This window comes from Desulfuromonas carbonis, from assembly GCF_054658035.1.
Map to the genome: position 1 here is coordinate 1,890,074 of NZ_BAAHXR010000003.1, position 17,947 is coordinate 1,908,020.

The following is a 17,947-nucleotide window of genomic DNA, read 5'->3' on the forward strand; positions in this document are numbered from 1 at the left end:
TCGCGACTCCTTCTCCTTGGCTCCGATCAGGCCGGCAGGATTTCGACGAAAGTTTCATGCATGGCGACGTTGCCCGAGATCGGACAGGTCTTCTCCTCGATCAGGGCGGCGTCACAGCCCCCCTTGCCGTAGATATTGCTGAGGCCGCGAGAGAGGACGCCAAACCCGTGGGCCATGTAGACGGTGTCGGGGCGGATCTTCTCGGTGACCTCCAGCGGCAGCTGTTCTTCGCCGACGCCGCTGCGCACCTTGACCAGCTGTCCGTTCTTCAGTCCGAGGCGGTCTGCTTCCCGGGGATGGAGCCAGAGGGTGTTGACCGGCATGAGGTCGTGCAGGTAAGGGTTGTTGGCGGTGGTGCCGTGGGTGAAGTAGGCATGGCGCCCCACCACCAGCCGGTAGCGCCCCCCGGGAGCCGCAGCCGGCGCCTGGTAGACCGGCAGCGGGTCAAGGCCGTTCTCGGCATAGCGCTCCGAATAGATCTCGACCTTGCCGCTTGGCGTCTTCAGTCTCTGGCCGCGGGTAGAACCGTAGACCGGTTCCCCCTCGATGAAGTAGACCCCGGTTTTTTTCAGGTCGGTGAGGATCTGCGGGTTGTGGCTTACCATATGCTCGATGTGCTTTTCCATGGTGAAGTCGAACTGCTCGTAGACCTCGTCGCCGAGGCGCTTGGCAAGCTGCTGCATGATCCAGAGGTTCGGCTTGCTCTCGAAGAGGGGCTCGATGGCCGGCTGGCGGAAGGCGACCACCGGCACCAGGCCGGAAAGTACCTCGGGCGGATCGAGCCGTTCGAGATAGGTCGCTTCGGGGAGGACGACGTCCGAGAACCAGGCGGTGTCGCTCATGGTGATGTCGATGGTGCAGATAAAATCCATCTGCTCCATCATCTTCAGGGTCTTGGCGCGGTTCGGCACCGAGGAGACGACATTCTGCTTGTAGATCATCATCCCCTTCACCGGGTAGGGCTTCCCTTCCAGGACCCGGTCGCGGAAGATCGGCCAGGAGCCGTCCTTTTCGGAGAGAAAGGCGACACTCCCCTTGTCGAGCCGGTCGGGGATATCGTCGTACCAGGGGGCGAGGTAGTCGTGGGAACGCAGCTTGATGCCGCGGTTCGGCACCATGCCCCCCTTGACGTCCCAGTTGCCGACCACGGCGTTGAGAATCGCCATCGCCCGGCGCATCTGGGTGTCGTTGGCGAAGAAGGAAGAACGCCGCCCCTGGTAGTAGACCGCCTTCGGCGCTGCCGCGGCAAATTCGCGGGCGATGCGGCGGATGGTGGCGGCCGGGATGTCGCACTCGGCCTCTGCCCATTCGGGGGTGTAGGGCTGGATATGGGGGAGGAGCTTGTCAAAACCGACGGTGCGCTCGGCGACGAAGCTCTTGTCGTAGCGCTCCTCAAAGACGATGACGTTGAGCATCGCCAGGATGAAGGCCATGTCGGTCCCCGGCTTGATCGCCAGCCACTCGTCGGCCTTGGCGGCGGTCTTGGTGAAGCGCGGGTCGAGGTAGACCAGCTTGCGCTTGCCGCCGTCCCCCTTGAGCAGGTCGATGGAGTCGGGGGTGATCAGCGCCTCGCTGCGGTTGGCGCCGCTCATGATGATGTAGTCGGCATTCAGGACGTCCGGCGTCGGGCTGGTGCCGTAAGTGGCGCCGAATCCCTGCAGGTTGGAAGACAGGCAGAGGGTGGGGTGGCGCAGGGTGTTGGGCGAGCCGTAGCACTCGGCCAGCTGCAGGAAGAAGTGCTCCTGGAAGGTCCCTTCGGTGGAGGCGAACATCATCCCGGCGCGGCTGTACTTCTCCGCGATCTCGTTCATGTTCTTCACCACCAGGTCGAGGGCCTCCTCCCAGCTCGCCCGCCGCCATTTCCCTTCGCCCCGGGCGCCGACCCGGATCAGGGGATACTTGAGGCGATCGGGATCGTAAGTGACCTTCACCCCCGAGTTGCCGCGGGCGCAGAGCATGCCGCGGCTCTTGATGAACTGAGGGTTGGGGTCGAGCTTGTGAATTACCCCGTCCTTCACCCGGGCAATGACGCCGCACTTGTTGACGCACATGCCGCAGCTGGTGAAGACATCCTTGGTCACCATGGCGGTCGGGGGTGCGATCTGGCCGGTCTCGGCCAGGGCCCGCAGTACCTTGACCTGCGAGCCGACGGCAACCCCGGCCAGGGCACAGGAGGAGAGTCCCAGGAAACGCCGGCGGTTCAGTTTCTTATCGAACAGACTGGACACGTTCAGGCTCCTTTTCCAATTATTAACATATCTGAATATATGTTCCGGAAAAGTGGGGAGAGAAGCGCTGCTTCTCTCCCCGTGACAAGGCGCCGGGTTCTTTAGAAGCGCACGGTCAGGCTGGCATAGCCGTCCCAGGCGGTATCGACCGCCGGCAGCATCGAAAAGGCGGTGCCGTTCTGCACATCTCCGATCTTGTGCGGCGCGCCAACCGGGGAGCCGCTGCCGGTGTACTGGTAGTCGTAGTAGAGACCGCCGAGCTTGATGAACATGTTGGGGTTGACGTCGAAGATGTAGTAAGCCTCGCCGACGTGGCCGCGGGTGGCAAGCTTGCTGCCGATCATGTCATCCTGGGCCTGGGTGAAGGGGGTCCAGAACTTGGAGCCGTAGTTGTACTCGAGGCCGATCTTGCCGAGGGGCGCCGGGACCTGGAGACCGACATAGATGCCGTAACCCTCTTCCTTGTCGCTGGCGGTACCGCGGGCAGGGGTCATGATGATTTCAGTGTTGGTCGTATTCAATTCCGCCTGGAAAATGGCATCGGAGTTCATGCCGCCGAACATGCCGGCCTTGCCGTTGGAATCGGTCTGGGTGGCGGCGAGGGAGGCGAACCAGTTGATGCCGTTCATCTCCTCGCGGCTGAAACCGATGGCGGCGAGGTTGATGTCGCCGATGACGGTGCTCGGCTGAACGCGGGTGACGAAGTTGAAGTTGGGGAACTTCTGCAGATCCGAGTAGAGGGTCGGCGCGAAGAGGGCGGCAAACTGGTTGGGGAAGGCGATCACCCCCTTGAAGCCGTCATTGACATCCATCGCCCGGAACATGGTGAACTGCAGGAAGTTGGTGCCGTCATTGAGGACATCGAGGTTGATGCCGCCGAGGTGGGTGTCCTTGGTGTTGACCGAGTTGTCGTTGAAGAGCTCACCGTTCCCCCACTCGGACTCGAAACCCTGGCCGTAGCAGAAGCGGATGGTCTGGCCTTCGATACCGGTCAGGTCGCTGAGATGGTAGCCGACGGTGATGCCATCGAAGTTGAAGTTGACGAGGTGGCCGGTCGGGGTGCCGCCGCGCATTTCGTTCTCGCGGTACTGGGTCGGCGGTCCGTAGGTCGAAGGGCGGCGCCCGATGGAGAGGTAGGCGTTGCTGCCGCCGATGTTACTCCAGTCGAAGTAGGCGCGCTCGACCCGCAGCCAGTCGCCGCTGGTGCTGCCGCTGTCGGTGCCGTCCATGGTGTAGGAGTTCCAGGAGTCGAAGACCTTGGAGCCGGTCGAGTCGCCCCAGTTCTTGTACATGGTAAGGCGGCCGCTGAAGTTGACGTTATCGTAGACCTTCGCCTTCATGTTGAGGCGCAGGCGGGTGGTGTAGAGGATGTCATTGTTGATGTCGCTGGTTTTCGGGGCCGGGGCCATGGCGTAAGGCTGGACTCCGGAGAGAAGTCCCATGCCGAAAGCCGTGGCCAAGGAAGGATTGGCCGCCATCATTTTGGCGATAGGCGAGTTCGGGTCAGCGGGGTCGCCGAATGTGCCACTCATGGCATCGGCGACGAATTGGTCAAAGTCAACCAGAACCCCGGGATAGAAGGTCACATCCTGGTAGTGCAGGGTGTCGGCCTTGGTGCGGAAGTCGCCGCTGAACTGGATGCGGTCGAGGGCGGTGTGTTTCTCGTTCTTGTCAATCCGCTTGGAGAGTTCCTCGAGTTCCTGGGTCAGATCCTTGACCTTGAGCTGCAGATCCTCGAGCGAGTCGGCCGCCAGGACGGTGGCAGGGGCCATCAGCAGGATGGCCAGCATCAGGGCGAACAGTTTGCGCATCTCTTGCCTCCTTGAGAAGACGGCCGGCAGGGTGCGGGCCTTTCCGTTCCGACCTCACCGCCCCCGCTTTGGGGGGCTGGCGGGCCGGAATGACGGTACGATACCTGCCGGTCGCGGGGTTTGTGCTCCCGGAAAATTCCGATCGATCGGCGCCGCCGGCAGATCAGCCGCAGGTCTGGGGCTGGGGCGAGTCGGCGGCGTGGTCGAAGAGGAACTGCTGGATGTCCTTGAGGTCTTTCTCGGAGAGCCCCTTGAACCCTTCGGGGTTCTTCTCGTGCTTGTCCTTGTCGAAAAAGCGGTCCCACTGGGCCTGGGTTTTGGCGAGGGGGGTCAGATCGCCGCCGCTGGCACCTTCAGAGTGGCAGCTCTTGCAGTTTTTCTTGAAGAGGTACTTCCCCTTCTTGGGGTTGCCACCTTCGGCGGCGAACACGCTGGTGGTCGCGAAGGCGACCAGGAGCATGCCGATGATCAGTTTTTGCAGGTTTTTCATGGTGTTACCTCCGTTGTCTGGTTGTCCGGCGTCAATAGATCCATATTTCCTAATATTTGAAATTCACAATCCATGCCGAAGTGTCTCGTGTCCGCCCGGGGCCCGCCTGGATGGATATTTTTACCCAATGATTGAATTCTGCAACTCTTCCTGAGAAACGCCTAATGGCGAAGCTTGTCCCGATTACTCCGTCAATTGCCCAATTTCTTCTTTCCGGTCCCACGTTGGCCGCAAAAAATCACCTGATCTGTAGGAGTCCTCGGACCCTGCCGGGCGGTGGGAGCCCCGGCCCACTGCGCAAAAATCTGACCAAACATTGGGAAATAGGATTATTCGGAATTTAGCATATAAAAAATTCATGTCAAGAAAATAATTAGGGGTCACTAACCACAATCACCTTACCGCCGATGCCAAGGCTGGCTCACGTACTCTAGCGCATTGGCCTTTCTCCTTGGCAGCGGCAGCGGAATCGGGTTAAGATTCTCGCCCCGACGGCAGCGACCGCGGCAGAAATCCGTTCCCCCTGGAGGCAAGGATCTATGAGCACCGACACCACCAAAGTGATCTACTCGATGATGCGGGTCAGCAAGTTTTACGACAAGAAGCCGGTCATCAAGGACATCTCTCTCTCCTATTTCTACGGCGCCAAGATCGGGGTACTCGGCCTCAACGGTTCGGGCAAGAGTACCCTGCTGCGCATCATGGCCGGCGTCGACAAGCAGTTCAACGGGCAGGCGGTTCTTTCCCCCGGCTACAGCGTCGGCTTCCTCGAACAGGAACCCCTGGTCGCCGTCGTCAAAACCGTCCGCCAGGTGGTGGAGGAAGGGGTACAGGAGACCGTCGACCTTCTGGCCGAGTTCGAGGCGATCAACGCCGCCTTCGCCGACCCCGACGCCGACATGGAAAAACTCTGCGACCGCCAGGCCCAGGTCCAGGAGAAGCTCGATCACCTCGATGCCTGGGATCTCGACGCGCGCCTGGAGATGGCGATGGACGCCCTGCGCTGCCCTCCGGGCGATACCCGGGTTGCCGTCCTCTCCGGCGGCGAGCGGCGCCGCGTCGCTCTCTGCCGGCTGCTGCTGCAAAAGCCGGACATCCTGCTCCTCGACGAGCCGACCAACCACCTCGACGCCGAGAGTGTCGCCTGGCTCGAACAGCATCTGCAGCAGTATGCGGGGACCGTCATCGCCGTCACCCATGACCGCTATTTTCTCGACAATGTCGCCGGCTGGATTCTCGAGCTCGACCGTGGTGAAGGGATCCCCTGGAAGGGAAACTATTCCTCCTGGCTGGAGCAGAAGCAGGAACGGCTGCGGCGCGAGGAGAAGGCCGAGAGCGGCCGGCAGAAGACCCTGGAGCGCGAACTGGAATGGATTCGCATGTCGCCCAAGGGGCGCCATGCCAAGAGCCAGGCCCGGATCAGCGCCTACGAAAAACTCCTTGCCGAGGAGGCCGACAAGGGCGCCCGCGAGCTGGAACTCTACATTCCGCCGGGACCGCGCCTCGGTAACCTGGTGATCGAGGCGAAGGGGGTCAGCAAGGCTTATGGCGACCAGCTGCTGGTGGAGCAGATGGATTTTTCCCTCCCCCCCGGCGGCATCGTCGGCGTCATCGGACCCAACGGCGCCGGCAAGACCACCCTGTTTCGCATGATCACCGGCCAGGAGCAGCCCGATGCCGGGACCATCCGCCTCGGCGAGACGGTGAAACTCGCCTACGTCGACCAGAGCCGGGAGCTCGACCCGAACAAGACCATCTGGGAGGAAGTCACCGGTGGCCAGGAGCAGCTGCAGCTCGGCAAGCAGCTGGTCAACTCGCGCGGCTACGTCGCCCGCTTCAATTTCTCCGGGGCGGACCAGCAGAAGAAGGTCGGCATGCTCTCGGGAGGGGAGCGAAATCGCGTACACCTGGCGAAAATGCTGAAGGAGGGGGCCAACGTCATTCTCCTTGACGAACCGACCAACGATCTCGATGTCAATACCATGCGCGCCCTCGAAGAAGGCCTGGAGAACTTCGGTGGCTGCGCCGTGGTGATCAGCCATGATCGCTGGTTTCTCGACCGCATTGCCACCCACATCCTCGCCTTCGAGGGGGAGAGCAAGGTGGTCTGGTTTGCGGGGAATTACAGCGAATACGAAGAGGACCGTAAAAAACGGCTCGGCGCCGAGGCCGACCGGCCGCACCGTATCAAGTATCGCCAGCTGACCCGTTAGCCTCCAACCGAAATACTGCAACTCTATGAGGTCGTATACCGGCAGCCAATTGGCTGCCGGTTCTGATTTTGCATATCTGTTCAGGCGTTGGAACTTTTTGCAGGGGGGATATTGCCGGTGACCCCTTTCCCCGGGGCGACCGTTCGTGTGGAACAAGTCCTGCGAGGTAAGGAATGGAAAACGAATTGGCCGAGGCCGGTTCCTGGGCCGATGGGCTCGATGGCCTGAAAGCCGGGACGAGGGCCCGGTCCACCACTGGCCGGGAAAACACCCCCAAGTTTACCGATCGCTACGGCCGCACCCGGCTGGTGGCCAGGGCCCGCTGGCTGCTGCTGATCCTCTTCGGCATCTACGCCGCCTTTGCCGCCAGCACCTATTCCCTCAGCCGCTACGGTTTCTTCCTCTCCCATGCCCAGGTGGTCTTTCTCTGCAGCACCGTCCTGGTGGTGCTTGCTTATAATGCCGCCTGCCACAGTATCCCGGAACGGGTTGCCCGTATTGCCGCCTTTGAACAGGTCCAGATTCTGCTTGACCTGCTGCTGGTGACGGTCCTGATCCATTTCAGTGGCGGCGGCGCCAGCTGGTTCTGGCCGGTCTACCTGGTGGTGACCATCGAGGCCGCGGTTTTGCTCGAGCGCCGGGAGGATGTCTGGTTTCTCGGCAGCCTCGGCGGTTTCTTCTTCGGTGCCCTGCTCGTTGCCACCTACTTCAGCCTGATTCCCGCGGTCAGCATGCCCTTCGTCGACCCGGGTCTGCACCACGACGCCCTCTATCTCGGCCTGATCTGGTTCTGGGTCAGTCTCCTCAACGCCACCGTGGCGGTGGTCGCCGCTTTTCTGATGGGGGTCATCCGCAAGGAGAACGCGTCGCTGCAGCAGAGCGAATCTAGGCTGGTCGATTTTCTCGAGTCGGCCAACGACCTGATTTTCAGCTTCACCCCCGAGGGGCGTTTTCTCTTTGCCAACCGGGCCTGGCTGCGGGCCACCGGTTACAGCAGGGACGAGCTGGCGACCCTGCGGGTCCGCGACGTCTTGCATCGCGACTGTATCGGCAAGTGCCTGGTCGAGTTTCAAAAAGCCCTCTCCGGTGACCGCGGCAACGCCATCGAGGGGCAACTGGTCGCCAAGGTCGGGCGCCTGGTCGATGTCGAAGGGAGCGTCTCCTGCAGTTTCCAGGACGCCCGGCCGACAGCCCTGTGGGGGATCTGCCGCGATATCTCCGAGCGCAAGCTGGCCCAGAACCAGCTCTACCACATGGCGCATCACGACATGCTCACCGGTCTGCCGAACCGTACCTTCTTCCTCGACCGCCTGCACCATGCCCTCGCCCTGGCCAAGCGCGGCAAGTACCCGTTGGCGGTCCTCTTTCTCGACCTCGACCGTTTCAAGATTATCAACGACACTCTCGGGCACGCGGTGGGGGACAAGCTCTTGCAGGAGGTCGCCCGGCGGTTGCAGGTGAACGTGCGCGAGTCGGACACCGTCGCCCGCCTCGGCGGCGACGAGTTCACCGTCATACTCGGCCAGCTCCAGGAGGCGGACGATACCGAGCGGGTCGCCGCCAAGATTCTCAAGGCCCTCGCCCAGCCGCTGCATATCGATGGCCACGAGCTCTACGTGACGACCAGTATCGGCATTGCCCGTTATCCCGGCGACGCCGAAGACCCGCCCAGCCTGGTGAAAAAAGCCGACCTCGCCATGTACAGTGCCAAGGCCGGCGGGCGCAACACCTGCAAGTTCTACGAGCCAAGCATGGACGCCGACGCCGACCGCCGCCTGATCATGGAGAACGGCCTGCGCAAGGCCCTGGAACGGGAGGAGTTCCGGGTCCACTACCAGCCGAAGGTGGCGATGGACAGTGGCCGCGTCACCGCCCTGGAGGCGCTGCTGCGCTGGGAGCACCCAACTCTCGGGCTCCTCCCCCCCGGGGAGTTCATCTCCCTCGCCGAGGAGACCGGTCTGATCGTACCGATCGGCGAGTGGGTGCTTCGCACCGCCTGCACGCAGAACCGCCGCTGGCAGGAGCAGGGGTTGCCCCCGGTCCGCGTCGCCGTCAACCTCTCCGGCTACCAGCTGCAGCAGAAGAACCTGCCGCAGGTCGTCGCCCGGATCCTTGACGAGACCCGGCTGCCGCCCGCCTTCCTCGAGCTCGAGGTCACCGAGACGGTTATCATGCAGAATCCCGACTTCGCGGCCCAGCTTCTCGCCGAGCTGCGCCGACTCGGCGTCCATCTCTCCATCGACGACTTCGGCACTGGCTACTCCTCCCTCGCCCACCTCAAGCGCTTTGCCGTCAACACCCTGAAGATCGACAAGTCTTTTGTCCGCGATGTCGCCGACAATCCGACCGATGCCGCCATCACCGCGGCGATCATCGCCATGGGCAGGAGTCTCAACCTGTCGGTGATCGCCGAAGGGGTCGAGACCGAGAACCAGTTCCGCTTCCTGCGCGGTGAGGCGTGCCACGAAATGCAGGGCTACCTCTTCAGTCGCCCCCTTGCCGCCGAGAGGATTGCGGAACTCTTGGCGAGTGAAGACTCTTCCTGGCTCCCAGGCTGACCCGCGACCGACCGGCGGCTTGACATCAGGGGTGAAGGGCGCTATTTAAACCACAGGCTATTCGCTGGAAAGCAGGCCGGGGAGGGGGAGGGGCATGAAACAGCAGACCAAAAATCGAATCGGGCGCGGGTACAGCAGCTACCGGAGGGTAGTGCCAGTCCTGAGCGCCCTTTTTCTCCTCATTCTGCCGTCGACGGCGCTCAGTTCCGAGAGCAGCGCGGCAGCGCCGGTAGCCCAAGTCTTCCAGAAGCTGATCAGCGTCGCTGATCTCGACCCTTCGCCGGAAACGATGACGCGGCAAAAGGTTCACCTCGGCCAGGAGTTGACCGAGCTCTGGCAGCAGGAAGAACGCCGGACTATCCTGCGCAACAAAATAGTCGAGGCGGTTGTCAGCGCCTTTGCCGAGGAGCAACAAGTCGAGGCCCGGGATGAGGAAATTGCAGCCTACCTCGATTATCTGCGCTGGCTACTGCAGACCCGCCTGACGATTCTGACTCGTGAAAGCGCGGCGCTTACCGCCGAGCTCGAGCAGGCCAAACCGGGGGGGAAAGATGAAAAATGGCTGCAATTGCGGCTCGAAAGACTCAATTCCCTGATCGCCTGGTTCAGCCAGGAAACGACGGACACCAAGAGCGCCGAGCTCAACCCGGCGCGGACGGCGATGCCGCAGACGTCGGAAGCCCGTGCCGGGGTCAAACGCTGGAAGCTCGACAAGGCCCTCTATGACCGTTTCGGCGGCGAAGTTGTCTGCAACGGCTCCCGCCTGGTTCCGGTCGGCGCTCTTCGCGCCCTGCTTGAGGAGCGCCTGAACAGCCTGGACGTGGTCATTCTTGACCCGGTCTATCTTGACCTCTTCGACGACTACCGTCCGCCGCTCCAGCCGGGCGCCTTTCCGGTCACCCACCGTCAGGCCGCCACCTACTACGCCGACCCCTGGTGGGTCCGGGCCAAGGAACTCGATCTTTTTCCGGAGCTGCCACCGCGGCCCGCTCCGACCGCCGACGAATAGTTTCTCCCCCAACCCAGCCTATCCGGGTCGGGAATCGAATCCCGGCCGGCCAGGGTCGCATCAGCCAGGAGTCTGCGTCATGAGCGGTCGATTTGCGCTCCCTGCCTGCATCGGCACCCGTTCCAAGGGCTTCGGGAATCTCTTCGCCGCCGGTTTCTACCTGTGGCAACAGACAGCAACCGGCAGGATCCCCCGCTCCATCAGCAGCCGCGACCGATCACACCTCGCCTTTGCCGGCCTCCGGGGCCGTTGGGACGGGGAGGGCGCCCCCTCGTTTCCTGTGCCATCCTCACCAAATACAGGTCTCTGTTTTTCCCTCGAAAATAACCAGGAAGGAAGGACTCCTTGACCTTTGCCGCCATTGTTTTCATCTCTCTCGTCCTGCAGTGCACTGCCGTATATTTTTCTTTCCGGCTCATCCCCCTTACGGGCCATACCCGAGCCTGGTTACTCCTCTCGTTGGGAATAGGCACCATGGCTGCCCGTCGCTTCATTACTCTGGTGACATTATTGTCGGGCCCAGCGGTACACTTCGGGTCAGTGGATTATCTTTTTGAAATTATAGGTGTTTTTGGTTCTGCAATGATGGTTGGCGGCGTGATTGCAATAAGACCCCTTTTTTTAATGATCATAAATGCGGGGAAAAAACAGCAAGCTTTAGCTGAGAGTCTTCAGGAGGCCTTGGCCAACGTCAAAATCTTAAAAAAGTTGCTGCCTATTTGCGCCAATTGTAAAAAAATACGTGATGACAGCGGGTACTGGCACCAGATTGAAACTTACATATCAAACAATTCCGGCACCCTGTTCTCACATGGGCTATGTCCGGACTGTGGTGTAAAATTGTATCCGGATTTTAACGAAAAAATCCAGAACGGCATTGCCGGAAAACAGCAAGCCCCCCCAGATTGAGGAGGCTTGAAAATGAGGACAGAACAATAGGTTGGTGCGGCCAGGTTACTCTCCCGTTTGCCGCGGCGCAGAAATGGGAGTGCAGAAATGGGATGGACAACCTGATCTGGTTTCGGTAATGTATACGACATTATTCTCCGATACTGGCAAAACCGGCGCGAGCCGGTGACGCAAAGCTGCGGGTCCCACGGGGACAGCCGGGTTGCCGAAGAGAGTTGAGCTGCTGCAGGCACTGAGACGCTCGTCTTCGGATTTTCTGGAGGCGGGCGTTTGCCGTTGGGCGGCAATGGTTTCGCCCCTGTACTGTGGGGAGGGATGTTGGCGATGGGGTTGCGAATCCTGATTTTTGAACGGGAACCAAGCTTGCGGGAACTGTTGAATGTCGTCCTCACCGGGGCGGGGTATCAGGTTCAGACTTTCGCTGATCCTTCCGCCTGTCCCCTCTTTCATCGGCGGGATGACGAGGAAGCCTGCTGCGCCAGCAAAGTCCCCTGCGCTGATGCTTTGCTGAGCGATCTCGACCTGCCGCATATCAGCGCCCTCGATTTCCTGAAACTGCAACGCCTGCGCGGGTGCAAGGCCCTTGACGCCAACAAGGCGATAATGGGTGCCAGTCTGACCGTGGAACTGCAGCGGGAAATAGCTGAGTTTGGCGGAGCGTATATCAAGAAGCCGTTTCATCTGGCGGAGATCCTGGCCTGGGCCGAAGGATGTGCCCAGCGGTTGGCCGCGCAAGAGAGCTAAACGTCGACACGCCTCGGCCCTGGGCCGGAACCGGTTTTAACCTTTTCCCCTTTAAACATCCCGCCCGCGCTTCACCTCCCCATTCAGTTGAGCGAAAGTCCGAACTCGACCCGGCTCGCCGCCTCCCCGGCCTTGGCCGGCGGCTGTTCGATGGGCGCGTTCTTCAGGAAGAGACGCGGCCCAATCTCGCTACCCTGCTGTTGCAGGTAGGTCTGCACCGCCTCTGCACGCGCGCTGGCCAGTTCCTGGAGCTGCTGCGGACCGGCCGGAATATTGGCGAGCAACAGTTTTTCCATTTCCGCTACCGGCAAATCCTTTTCAAATCCCAAAAAGTTGCGCGGTTTTGGGAACTTGGCCTGTTTATAGACCTGGCGCAGCAGCCGCGGGTACTCCTCGCGGCCAATTTCGATCGCTCCTGCTGGGGACGGTTCCTTCCCTGCGCCAGCAAGTTCACGCCGCTTGAACGCAATCAGCCGCTGCTGTAACTGCAGTTGCCGGTACCCTTCGGGGTCCTGATCGGGATCGACAAACCCGCTGATTTCCAGCTTCAGGGCCGGTCGCTGCTGCAACGCCTGGGCAAGTTTGGCCAGCTTTTCCTGGGCGGCGGCCGTGAGGGCGGCGCTCCCGAAGGGGAACGTGACCTGGCTGAAGTCACCGTCGGCGCCGCCGCCGAGCATCGCCGCGAGGAGCGAGAAGGGGGCGGTGGCAGCCTTGACCAGCAGATTCTTGACGATGGTGAAGAGGGTGCTCCAGATCTGGAACTGGGGGTCGTCGGTGCGGCCGGAGACCGGAAGGTCGAGGTGAATTTCCCCGTTGCGGTCCTTGAGCAGGGCGACCGCCAGGCGCACCGGCAGCGACGTCGCCGCGTCGCTCGCCACGGCATCGCCGAAGCTGAACTGGTCGAGGAAAAGCTGGTTGCTGGCCGTCACCTGGTGGTCTTCGATGTGGTAATCGAGGTTGAGAAAGAGCTTCCCCTTGGCGATGACGTAACCGAGATAGGTGCCGGCGTAAGGGGTGGCCGGCACCAGGTCGATGTTGCTAAAGGTCACCTTGAGGTCGAGGTAGAGACTGTCGCGGAAGGGATCGATGGAACCGCTGATCTGTAGTGGCGAACGATTCTCCAGCTCGCCGCGCAGATCGACGGCAGCCGGGGCCTTGGCGTCGCTGGCCAGGCCGGTGATGCGGCCGCCGAGGCGGTACATGGTGGTGGCGAAAAATTCCGGCAGGTGGTGGTCGGTGAAGGTGAGGGTACCGTCCTGCAGGGTCACTCTGGTGATCTGCACCCGGGGCGATGGGGCGGGTTCTGGCGCCGCTGCCGGCAGTGTCGTGGCTGGAGCCTCCGCTGCAGCCGCGTTGGCGACGCTGGCGAGATTGACGCGGCCGTCCTTGGTGACCAGGACCTGGGCCTGGTAGTTGTTGAGAGCGACGCCGGCGATCTCGACCTGCAGCGGCTGGAGATCGACCCGGAGACCGTCGAGCTGCAGGCTCTCCCAGGCAAGGAGCGGTTCATGCGCGAGGGGATCGTGCAGGGCAAGGCGGCGGATACCGGCCGCGCCGGAGATGGTTCCGCCGAGGCCCGTTTCCTTCTGCCGCAGGTGGTACTGAAGATGGCTGTCGAGGCGGCCGTCGACGAAGTCGACCTTGACCAGCGCCGGGAACCAGGGGCTGAGGTCCGGCAGCGGCAGGTGCGCGATCTGCAGGGTGCCGTTGACGGCGAGGGGCGTATGGACCAGCTCTCCGGCCAGGTTGAGCTCTCCCTTGCCGAGGCGGAAACCGAGCTGGTAGGGACTCTTACCCGCCTGCGGCAGGGTCAGGTTGGCGATGGAGGCGTGCAAATCTTCGAGCTCCAGCACCCCTTCCCGCGGCAGGGTGGCGTCGCGGAACTGCACCCGCGAACCAGCGAGCGCCACCCGCCCTAGCGTCACCTGCCAGGGGGGCGATTCCGGGTCGGTGGTGGCCGCCGGAACAGGCGCCGGGGCTGCTGGCTGCGGTCGCAGCAGGTCGAAAGGAGTGAGATGGCCATCGGCCTGGCGCGAGGCGACCAGTTCCGCCTGCTCCAGGTCCAGGTCGGCAAAGCCGGTGGTGCGTGTGGCGAGATCGAAATGCCCCCCGGCCAGGGCGAGGCTTGATAGGGCGAAATGATCGCCGCCACCGAAGGGGGCGTCAACTCCGGCAAGAGTTGCCGTCACCCCGCGCAATTGCAGCTGGTTCGGTTGCGGACCGTAGTCGACCTCCCCGGCGGTCCCGAAGCGGCCGGAAACCGGGGCGGTGAGGCGGTCGGCAAGGTAGGGGTAGTAGGGGGCGAGAGGAAGATCCTCCAGTTTGAACTCGGCCCTGGCGGCCAGGGGTATGAGACCGGCGGTGCCGGAAATGGCGAGCCGTAGCCGCCGTTCGGTTTCGAGGCCGAAGCTGAAATCGCCCCGGTCATCGGCAAGGTTGGAGAAGTCGTGGCCGAGGAGGTTGATCTCACGGATTTCTTCGCTGAAGCCGCCGGGGGGGAGTGCGTCGCGGAAATGTACCTTGCCGAGGCGCAGCCGCAGCGTTTCGATCGCCACCCGCAGTTCGGGGGCGGCGGTGGCCGGTGCAGCAGCGTCAGCCATCTCCCCCGTCCGTTGCGGCAGCAGGCGTTCGAAGTTCCACTCTCCGGTCCGGTTTCGGTCGAGGTAGAGCTCGGGGCTGTAGATCGAAAGCTCCCGCAGGGCGAGCTGGCGCTCGGCGAGGTCGATAAAATCGATGTCGGCGCTCAGCAGCGGCAGGGTGAAGCAGCGCGTCCCATCGGGGAAGTCGAGGTTGAGGCCGCTGAGGACGACGCTGCCGTTGAGGAGGAGTTGCGGCGTCTTGGCCGCGCTGAGCCGATATGAGGCTTCGATGTCGAGGGCGAGGCGACCGGTGGCGACGGTCAACGGGAGCGGTACCGGAGAGTAGCGGGCGTAGTGGGCAAGATCGAGATCCTGCAGCTTGAGCGCCAGGGTCGTCTCTTCGGACTCGCTAAAGGGCTTGCTGCGTCCTTCGGCGCGCAGCGGCGAGTCGTCGAAGCGCAGGCTGAGCGCCGGCTCGACATAACGGTCGGCGAGGTAAGGGACATTGCCGATCACCGGAACGCTCAAATCGAACTGGCGGATGGTATGGCGGCCGCCGTCTTCCCGGGTCAGGTCGGCGAGGTCGACAGAGCCGGCGCGGACCACCAGGTTGTTGATGGAAAAGCGCAGCGGCTCAGCGGCGGGGACGGGCGGTGCTGCCGGGTCGTTGGCGGGGATGAGATCGGAGAAGTTAAAGCGCTCCGGTCCGGTGCGCTGCAGCAGCAGGTAGGGCTGGTCGAGTTCGACGGCGTCGAGGATCAGCGCCCGTTCGAGCAGAGAGCGGCTGCTCAGCGAAACCAGCAGGCGCTGACAGGAGAAAAAACTCTGCTCGCTGCCGGGTTCCTTGAGATCGAGGTCGCGGATGGTCAGGGTCAGGGTCAGGGGGTTGACGCCGATGGCGCCGATGCTCAGACTGCGCCCGGTCTGGTCGGCGACCCAGGCGCTGGCGCGGCTGCGCAGCTGGCCAGGCAAAAACAGGGTGATCGCCAGCAGGAGGAGGACGACCAGGATGGCAAGGCTGGCGACGATTTTCTTCCAGCGGGACATGGGAGCCTTTCGGTGGGCGGAATCACTTTTACAGATTATAGCCAACCGGTGGGCTTTTTCAGCCGGGAATCAGGGCGCCGGCCCTGATTCTTTCAGAGCCGGCGCCAGGTAGGGGAGCCCGTCTGCTACTCCCTGCAGGACCGAGTGGATGGATGGATGGGTGGTCCGGCATCGGGTTACTCCACCAGCGATTTATACCAGACGTTCATGCTCTCCAGCTCACCGGAGATCTGGGTGTTGCGCGTTAGGGTGCCACCGAAGCGGTAGCCGCTCTTGGCAAAGGTGATGTTCATGCCGAAGGAATAGGCCCGGGCGATGGTGAAGGCGGTGACGATCCCTTCCTGAGCCGCGGCTCGTTCCAGCCGCGCGAGGAGGTAGTTGGCCAGACCGCGCCCCCGCTGTTCGGGGAGGGTGGCGAAATCGGTCATCTCGGCGTTGCGTCCGGCGAGGTCGAGTTCCGCCGAGGCGATGGCAACCAGCTCCCCCGCCGCGAAGATACCGTGGTAGCGGATGTGGCTCGCCATGGTGGTGCGCAGGTAGGCCGGGTCGTGAATCGGGAAGGGGTAGGTGGCGAAGACCACCCGGTAGACGGCGGCCATCGCCTCGCAGTCCTCCGGGCCCAGGGCCCGGTACCCGTAGCCAGGGGGGAGACTCAGCTCCTCCGGCGCCGCGCTCTTCTCGCGGGAGAGCTCCAGCACTTCGGTCACCCGCTGAGGCCGGGTCTCCCGGCGCCGTTCCGGCGAGAGGAATTTCCCCATGAAGTGGACATCGACCTCCCCCCGGTAAAAGTCCGGCACCGTCGCTTCGGGCTGGTAGCCGCGCCGGCGGAAAAGTTCTTCCCGGTCGTCGGGGACCTTGGCGAAAATCTTGGAGTAGCCCCGTTCATCGGCCAACTCTTCGAGGTAGGGGAGGAGCTCCGGCAGATCGTTGCGCGCCAGGCTCATCAGGTAAACCCGGTCGCTATGCTTGCCGTGCTGGATGGTGGAATTGCCAAAGGACTCGATCCGATCAGTGGTCATGACGGCGCTCCATGCGGCTGTTGTTCTCGGGGGTGAGGGAGATGGTGCGGTCGAAGTCGGAGAGGAGCATCTCGATCCCGGTCGAGCGGCACTCCTCGGCATCGCCCAGTTTCAGGTGGAGCCGGCAGTCGTCGCACTTGCGGTCGCAGAAGATCGGCTCGTAGCTGTTCGGCTCCTGGTAGGTGGTGATCACCCCTTCGTAGTTGCGCAGCACCACCTTGTTGGTCGAAATGGAGATCAGGTAGTTGGGAGAGAGGGGGATCTTGCCGCCGCCGCCCGGGGCGTCGACGACATAGGTCGGCACGGCAAAGCCGCTGGTGTGGCCGCGCAGGCTCTCCATGATCTCGATTCCCTTGCCGACCGGGGTGCGGAAATGGGAGAGCCCTTCGGAGAGGTCGCATTGGTAGAGGTAGTAGGGGCGGACCCGGTTCTCCACCAGCTTGTGGACCAGCGATTTCATGATGCGCGGGCAGTCGTTGATGCCGGCGAGGAGCACCGACTGGTTGCCGAGGGGGATGCCGGCGTCGGCCAGCATCCGCAGCGCCTCGCGGGAGGAACTGGTGATCTCGCGGGGGTGGTTGAAATGGGTGTTGAGCCAGAGGGGCTGATGTTTTTTCAGCACCGCCACCAGGCTATCGGTGATGCGGTAGGGGAGGACCACCGGCATCCGCGTACCGATACGGATCACCTGCACGTGGGGGATCGTCTTCAGCTCGCCGAGGATCCAGTCGAGGTAGCTGTCCGAGAGCATCAGCGGGTCGCCGCCGGAGAGGAGGACGTCGCGGATCACCGGGGTGTTGCGGATGTAGTCGATTCCCGCCAACAGTTCGGCTTTTTTCGGGATCGAGTCGACATCGCCGACCTTGCGCTTGCGGGTGCAGTGGCGGCAGTACATGGAGCAGACATTGCTGATCTGCAGCAGTACCCGGTCGGGATAGCGATGGGTGATCCCCGGCGCCGGGCTGTCCTTGTCCTCGGCAAGCGGGTCGCTCATGTCGTAGCTTTCGATCTCCAACTCCCGCGGTGACGGGAAGGCCTGCATGAAGACCGGATCGTTGCGGAAGTCATCAGCATCGACCAGGGAAAGGTAGTAGGGGGTGATGGAGAGGGGGAAACGCTTCAGGGTCAGCTCCAGTTTCTGCTTCTCCGCGCTGCTGAAACGGGTGCCGAGCAGTTCCTCGACGGTATCGATATCCTGGACTGAATGCTTGAGTTGCCAGCGCCAGTCCTTCCAGTTGGAGAGGGACGCGTCGATGTCACTGATGCGATGGGCGATATCCTGTTGTTTGCTGCTGTAAATGGGCAAGGTTAAACTCCCTTTTGGGTAATTTGGCTGGATT

The 17,947-nt window shown here is 62.5% G+C and carries 11 protein-coding genes and 1 riboswitch; of the genes, 5 read left to right on the top strand and 6 right to left on the bottom strand.

The features are described 5' to 3' along the window. Positions 1–26: 26 nt before the first annotated feature. From ACYQ8E_RS15485 to ACYQ8E_RS15495, 3 genes are all read right to left on the bottom strand, one after another. Complete coding sequence (locus ACYQ8E_RS15485) at positions 27–2,228, bottom strand: molybdopterin-dependent oxidoreductase (protein ID WP_066724639.1); 2,202 nt, start codon at positions 2,226–2,228, stop codon at positions 27–29. 101 nt (positions 2,229–2,329) lie between these two features. Continuing rightward, positions 2,330–4,039: a DUF3373 domain-containing protein gene (locus tag ACYQ8E_RS15490; protein WP_066724641.1), complete on the bottom strand. Its 1,710-nt coding sequence runs from the start codon at positions 4,037–4,039 to the stop codon at positions 2,330–2,332. A gap of 163 nt (positions 4,040–4,202) precedes the next feature. Continuing rightward, positions 4,203–4,529, bottom strand: coding sequence for a c-type cytochrome (locus tag ACYQ8E_RS15495; RefSeq protein WP_082820172.1), 327 nt, complete (start codon positions 4,527–4,529; stop codon positions 4,203–4,205). A 539-nt stretch (positions 4,530–5,068) separates the two neighbouring features. Here ACYQ8E_RS15495 and ettA point away from each other — a divergent pair. The 5 genes from ettA (at position 5,069) to ACYQ8E_RS15520 (ending at position 11,962) form a co-directional block, all read left to right on the top strand. Next, complete coding sequence (ettA, locus tag ACYQ8E_RS15500) at positions 5,069–6,742, top strand: energy-dependent translational throttle protein EttA (protein ID WP_066724644.1); 1,674 nt, start codon at positions 5,069–5,071, stop codon at positions 6,740–6,742. Positions 6,743–6,915: 173 nt separating this feature from the next. Continuing rightward, positions 6,916–9,300, top strand: coding sequence for a putative bifunctional diguanylate cyclase/phosphodiesterase (locus ACYQ8E_RS15505; protein WP_066724647.1), 2,385 nt, complete (start codon positions 6,916–6,918; stop codon positions 9,298–9,300). A gap of 94 nt (positions 9,301–9,394) precedes the next feature. Beyond that, positions 9,395–10,309 carry a hypothetical protein gene (locus tag ACYQ8E_RS15510; RefSeq protein ID WP_066724650.1) on the top strand — a complete coding sequence of 305 codons (915 nt, stop codon included), beginning with the start codon at positions 9,395–9,397 and terminating at the stop codon, positions 10,307–10,309. A 474-nt stretch (positions 10,310–10,783) separates the two neighbouring features. After that, the gene (locus ACYQ8E_RS15515) at positions 10,784–11,218 is read left to right on the top strand and encodes a hypothetical protein (RefSeq protein WP_459861372.1); all 435 of its coding nucleotides are present in this window, start codon (positions 10,784–10,786) and stop codon (positions 11,216–11,218) included. 135 nt (positions 11,219–11,353) lie between these two features. Next, a riboswitch (cyclic di-GMP riboswitch) is annotated at positions 11,354–11,428 on the top strand. Positions 11,429–11,542: 114 nt separating this feature from the next. Continuing rightward, the gene (locus ACYQ8E_RS15520) at positions 11,543–11,962 is read left to right on the top strand and encodes a DNA-binding transcriptional response regulator (RefSeq protein WP_066724656.1); all 420 of its coding nucleotides are present in this window, start codon (positions 11,543–11,545) and stop codon (positions 11,960–11,962) included. Positions 11,963–12,045: 83 nt separating this feature from the next. Here ACYQ8E_RS15520 and ACYQ8E_RS15525 read toward each other — a convergent pair whose 3' ends face one another. The 3 genes from ACYQ8E_RS15525 to kamA all read right to left on the bottom strand — a co-directional run bounded on the left by ACYQ8E_RS15525 (position 12,046) and on the right by kamA (position 17,913). Continuing rightward, the gene (locus tag ACYQ8E_RS15525; RefSeq protein ID WP_066724658.1) at positions 12,046–15,588 is read right to left on the bottom strand and encodes a DUF748 domain-containing protein; all 3,543 of its coding nucleotides are present in this window, start codon (positions 15,586–15,588) and stop codon (positions 12,046–12,048) included. Positions 15,589–15,764: 176 nt separating this feature from the next. Next, positions 15,765–16,607 (bottom strand): putative beta-lysine N-acetyltransferase, encoded by an 843-nt coding sequence (ablB, locus tag ACYQ8E_RS15530; RefSeq protein WP_066724661.1) that lies wholly within the window; start codon positions 16,605–16,607, stop codon positions 15,765–15,767. Next, positions 16,597–17,913: a lysine 2,3-aminomutase gene (gene kamA / locus ACYQ8E_RS15535; RefSeq protein ID WP_066724664.1), complete on the bottom strand. Its 1,317-nt coding sequence runs from the start codon at positions 17,911–17,913 to the stop codon at positions 16,597–16,599. The genes ablB and kamA overlap by 11 nt, the downstream gene beginning before the upstream one ends. Positions 17,914–17,947 lie beyond the last annotated feature (34 nt).

Excerpts from the sequence above, each read along its gene's own strand:
- ACYQ8E_RS15490 (WP_066724641.1), bottom strand. The coding sequence starts at position 4,039 with ATGCGCAAACTGTTCGCCCTGATGCTGGCCATCCTGCTGATGGCCCCT.
- ACYQ8E_RS15495 (WP_082820172.1), bottom strand. The coding sequence starts at position 4,529 with ATGAAAAACCTGCAAAAACTGATCATCGGCATGCTCCTGGTCGCCTTC.
- ettA (WP_066724644.1), top strand. The coding sequence starts at position 5,069 with ATGAGCACCGACACCACCAAAGTGATCTACTCGATGATGCGGGTCAGC.
- ACYQ8E_RS15505 (WP_066724647.1), top strand. The coding sequence starts at position 6,916 with ATGGAAAACGAATTGGCCGAGGCCGGTTCCTGGGCCGATGGGCTCGAT.
- ACYQ8E_RS15510 (WP_066724650.1), top strand. The coding sequence starts at position 9,395 with ATGAAACAGCAGACCAAAAATCGAATCGGGCGCGGGTACAGCAGCTAC.
- ACYQ8E_RS15515 (WP_459861372.1), top strand. The coding sequence starts at position 10,784 with ATGGCTGCCCGTCGCTTCATTACTCTGGTGACATTATTGTCGGGCCCA.
- ACYQ8E_RS15520 (WP_066724656.1), top strand. The coding sequence starts at position 11,543 with ATGGGGTTGCGAATCCTGATTTTTGAACGGGAACCAAGCTTGCGGGAA.
- ACYQ8E_RS15525 (WP_066724658.1), bottom strand. The coding sequence starts at position 15,588 with ATGTCCCGCTGGAAGAAAATCGTCGCCAGCCTTGCCATCCTGGTCGTC.
- ablB (WP_066724661.1), bottom strand. The coding sequence starts at position 16,607 with ATGACCACTGATCGGATCGAGTCCTTTGGCAATTCCACCATCCAGCAC.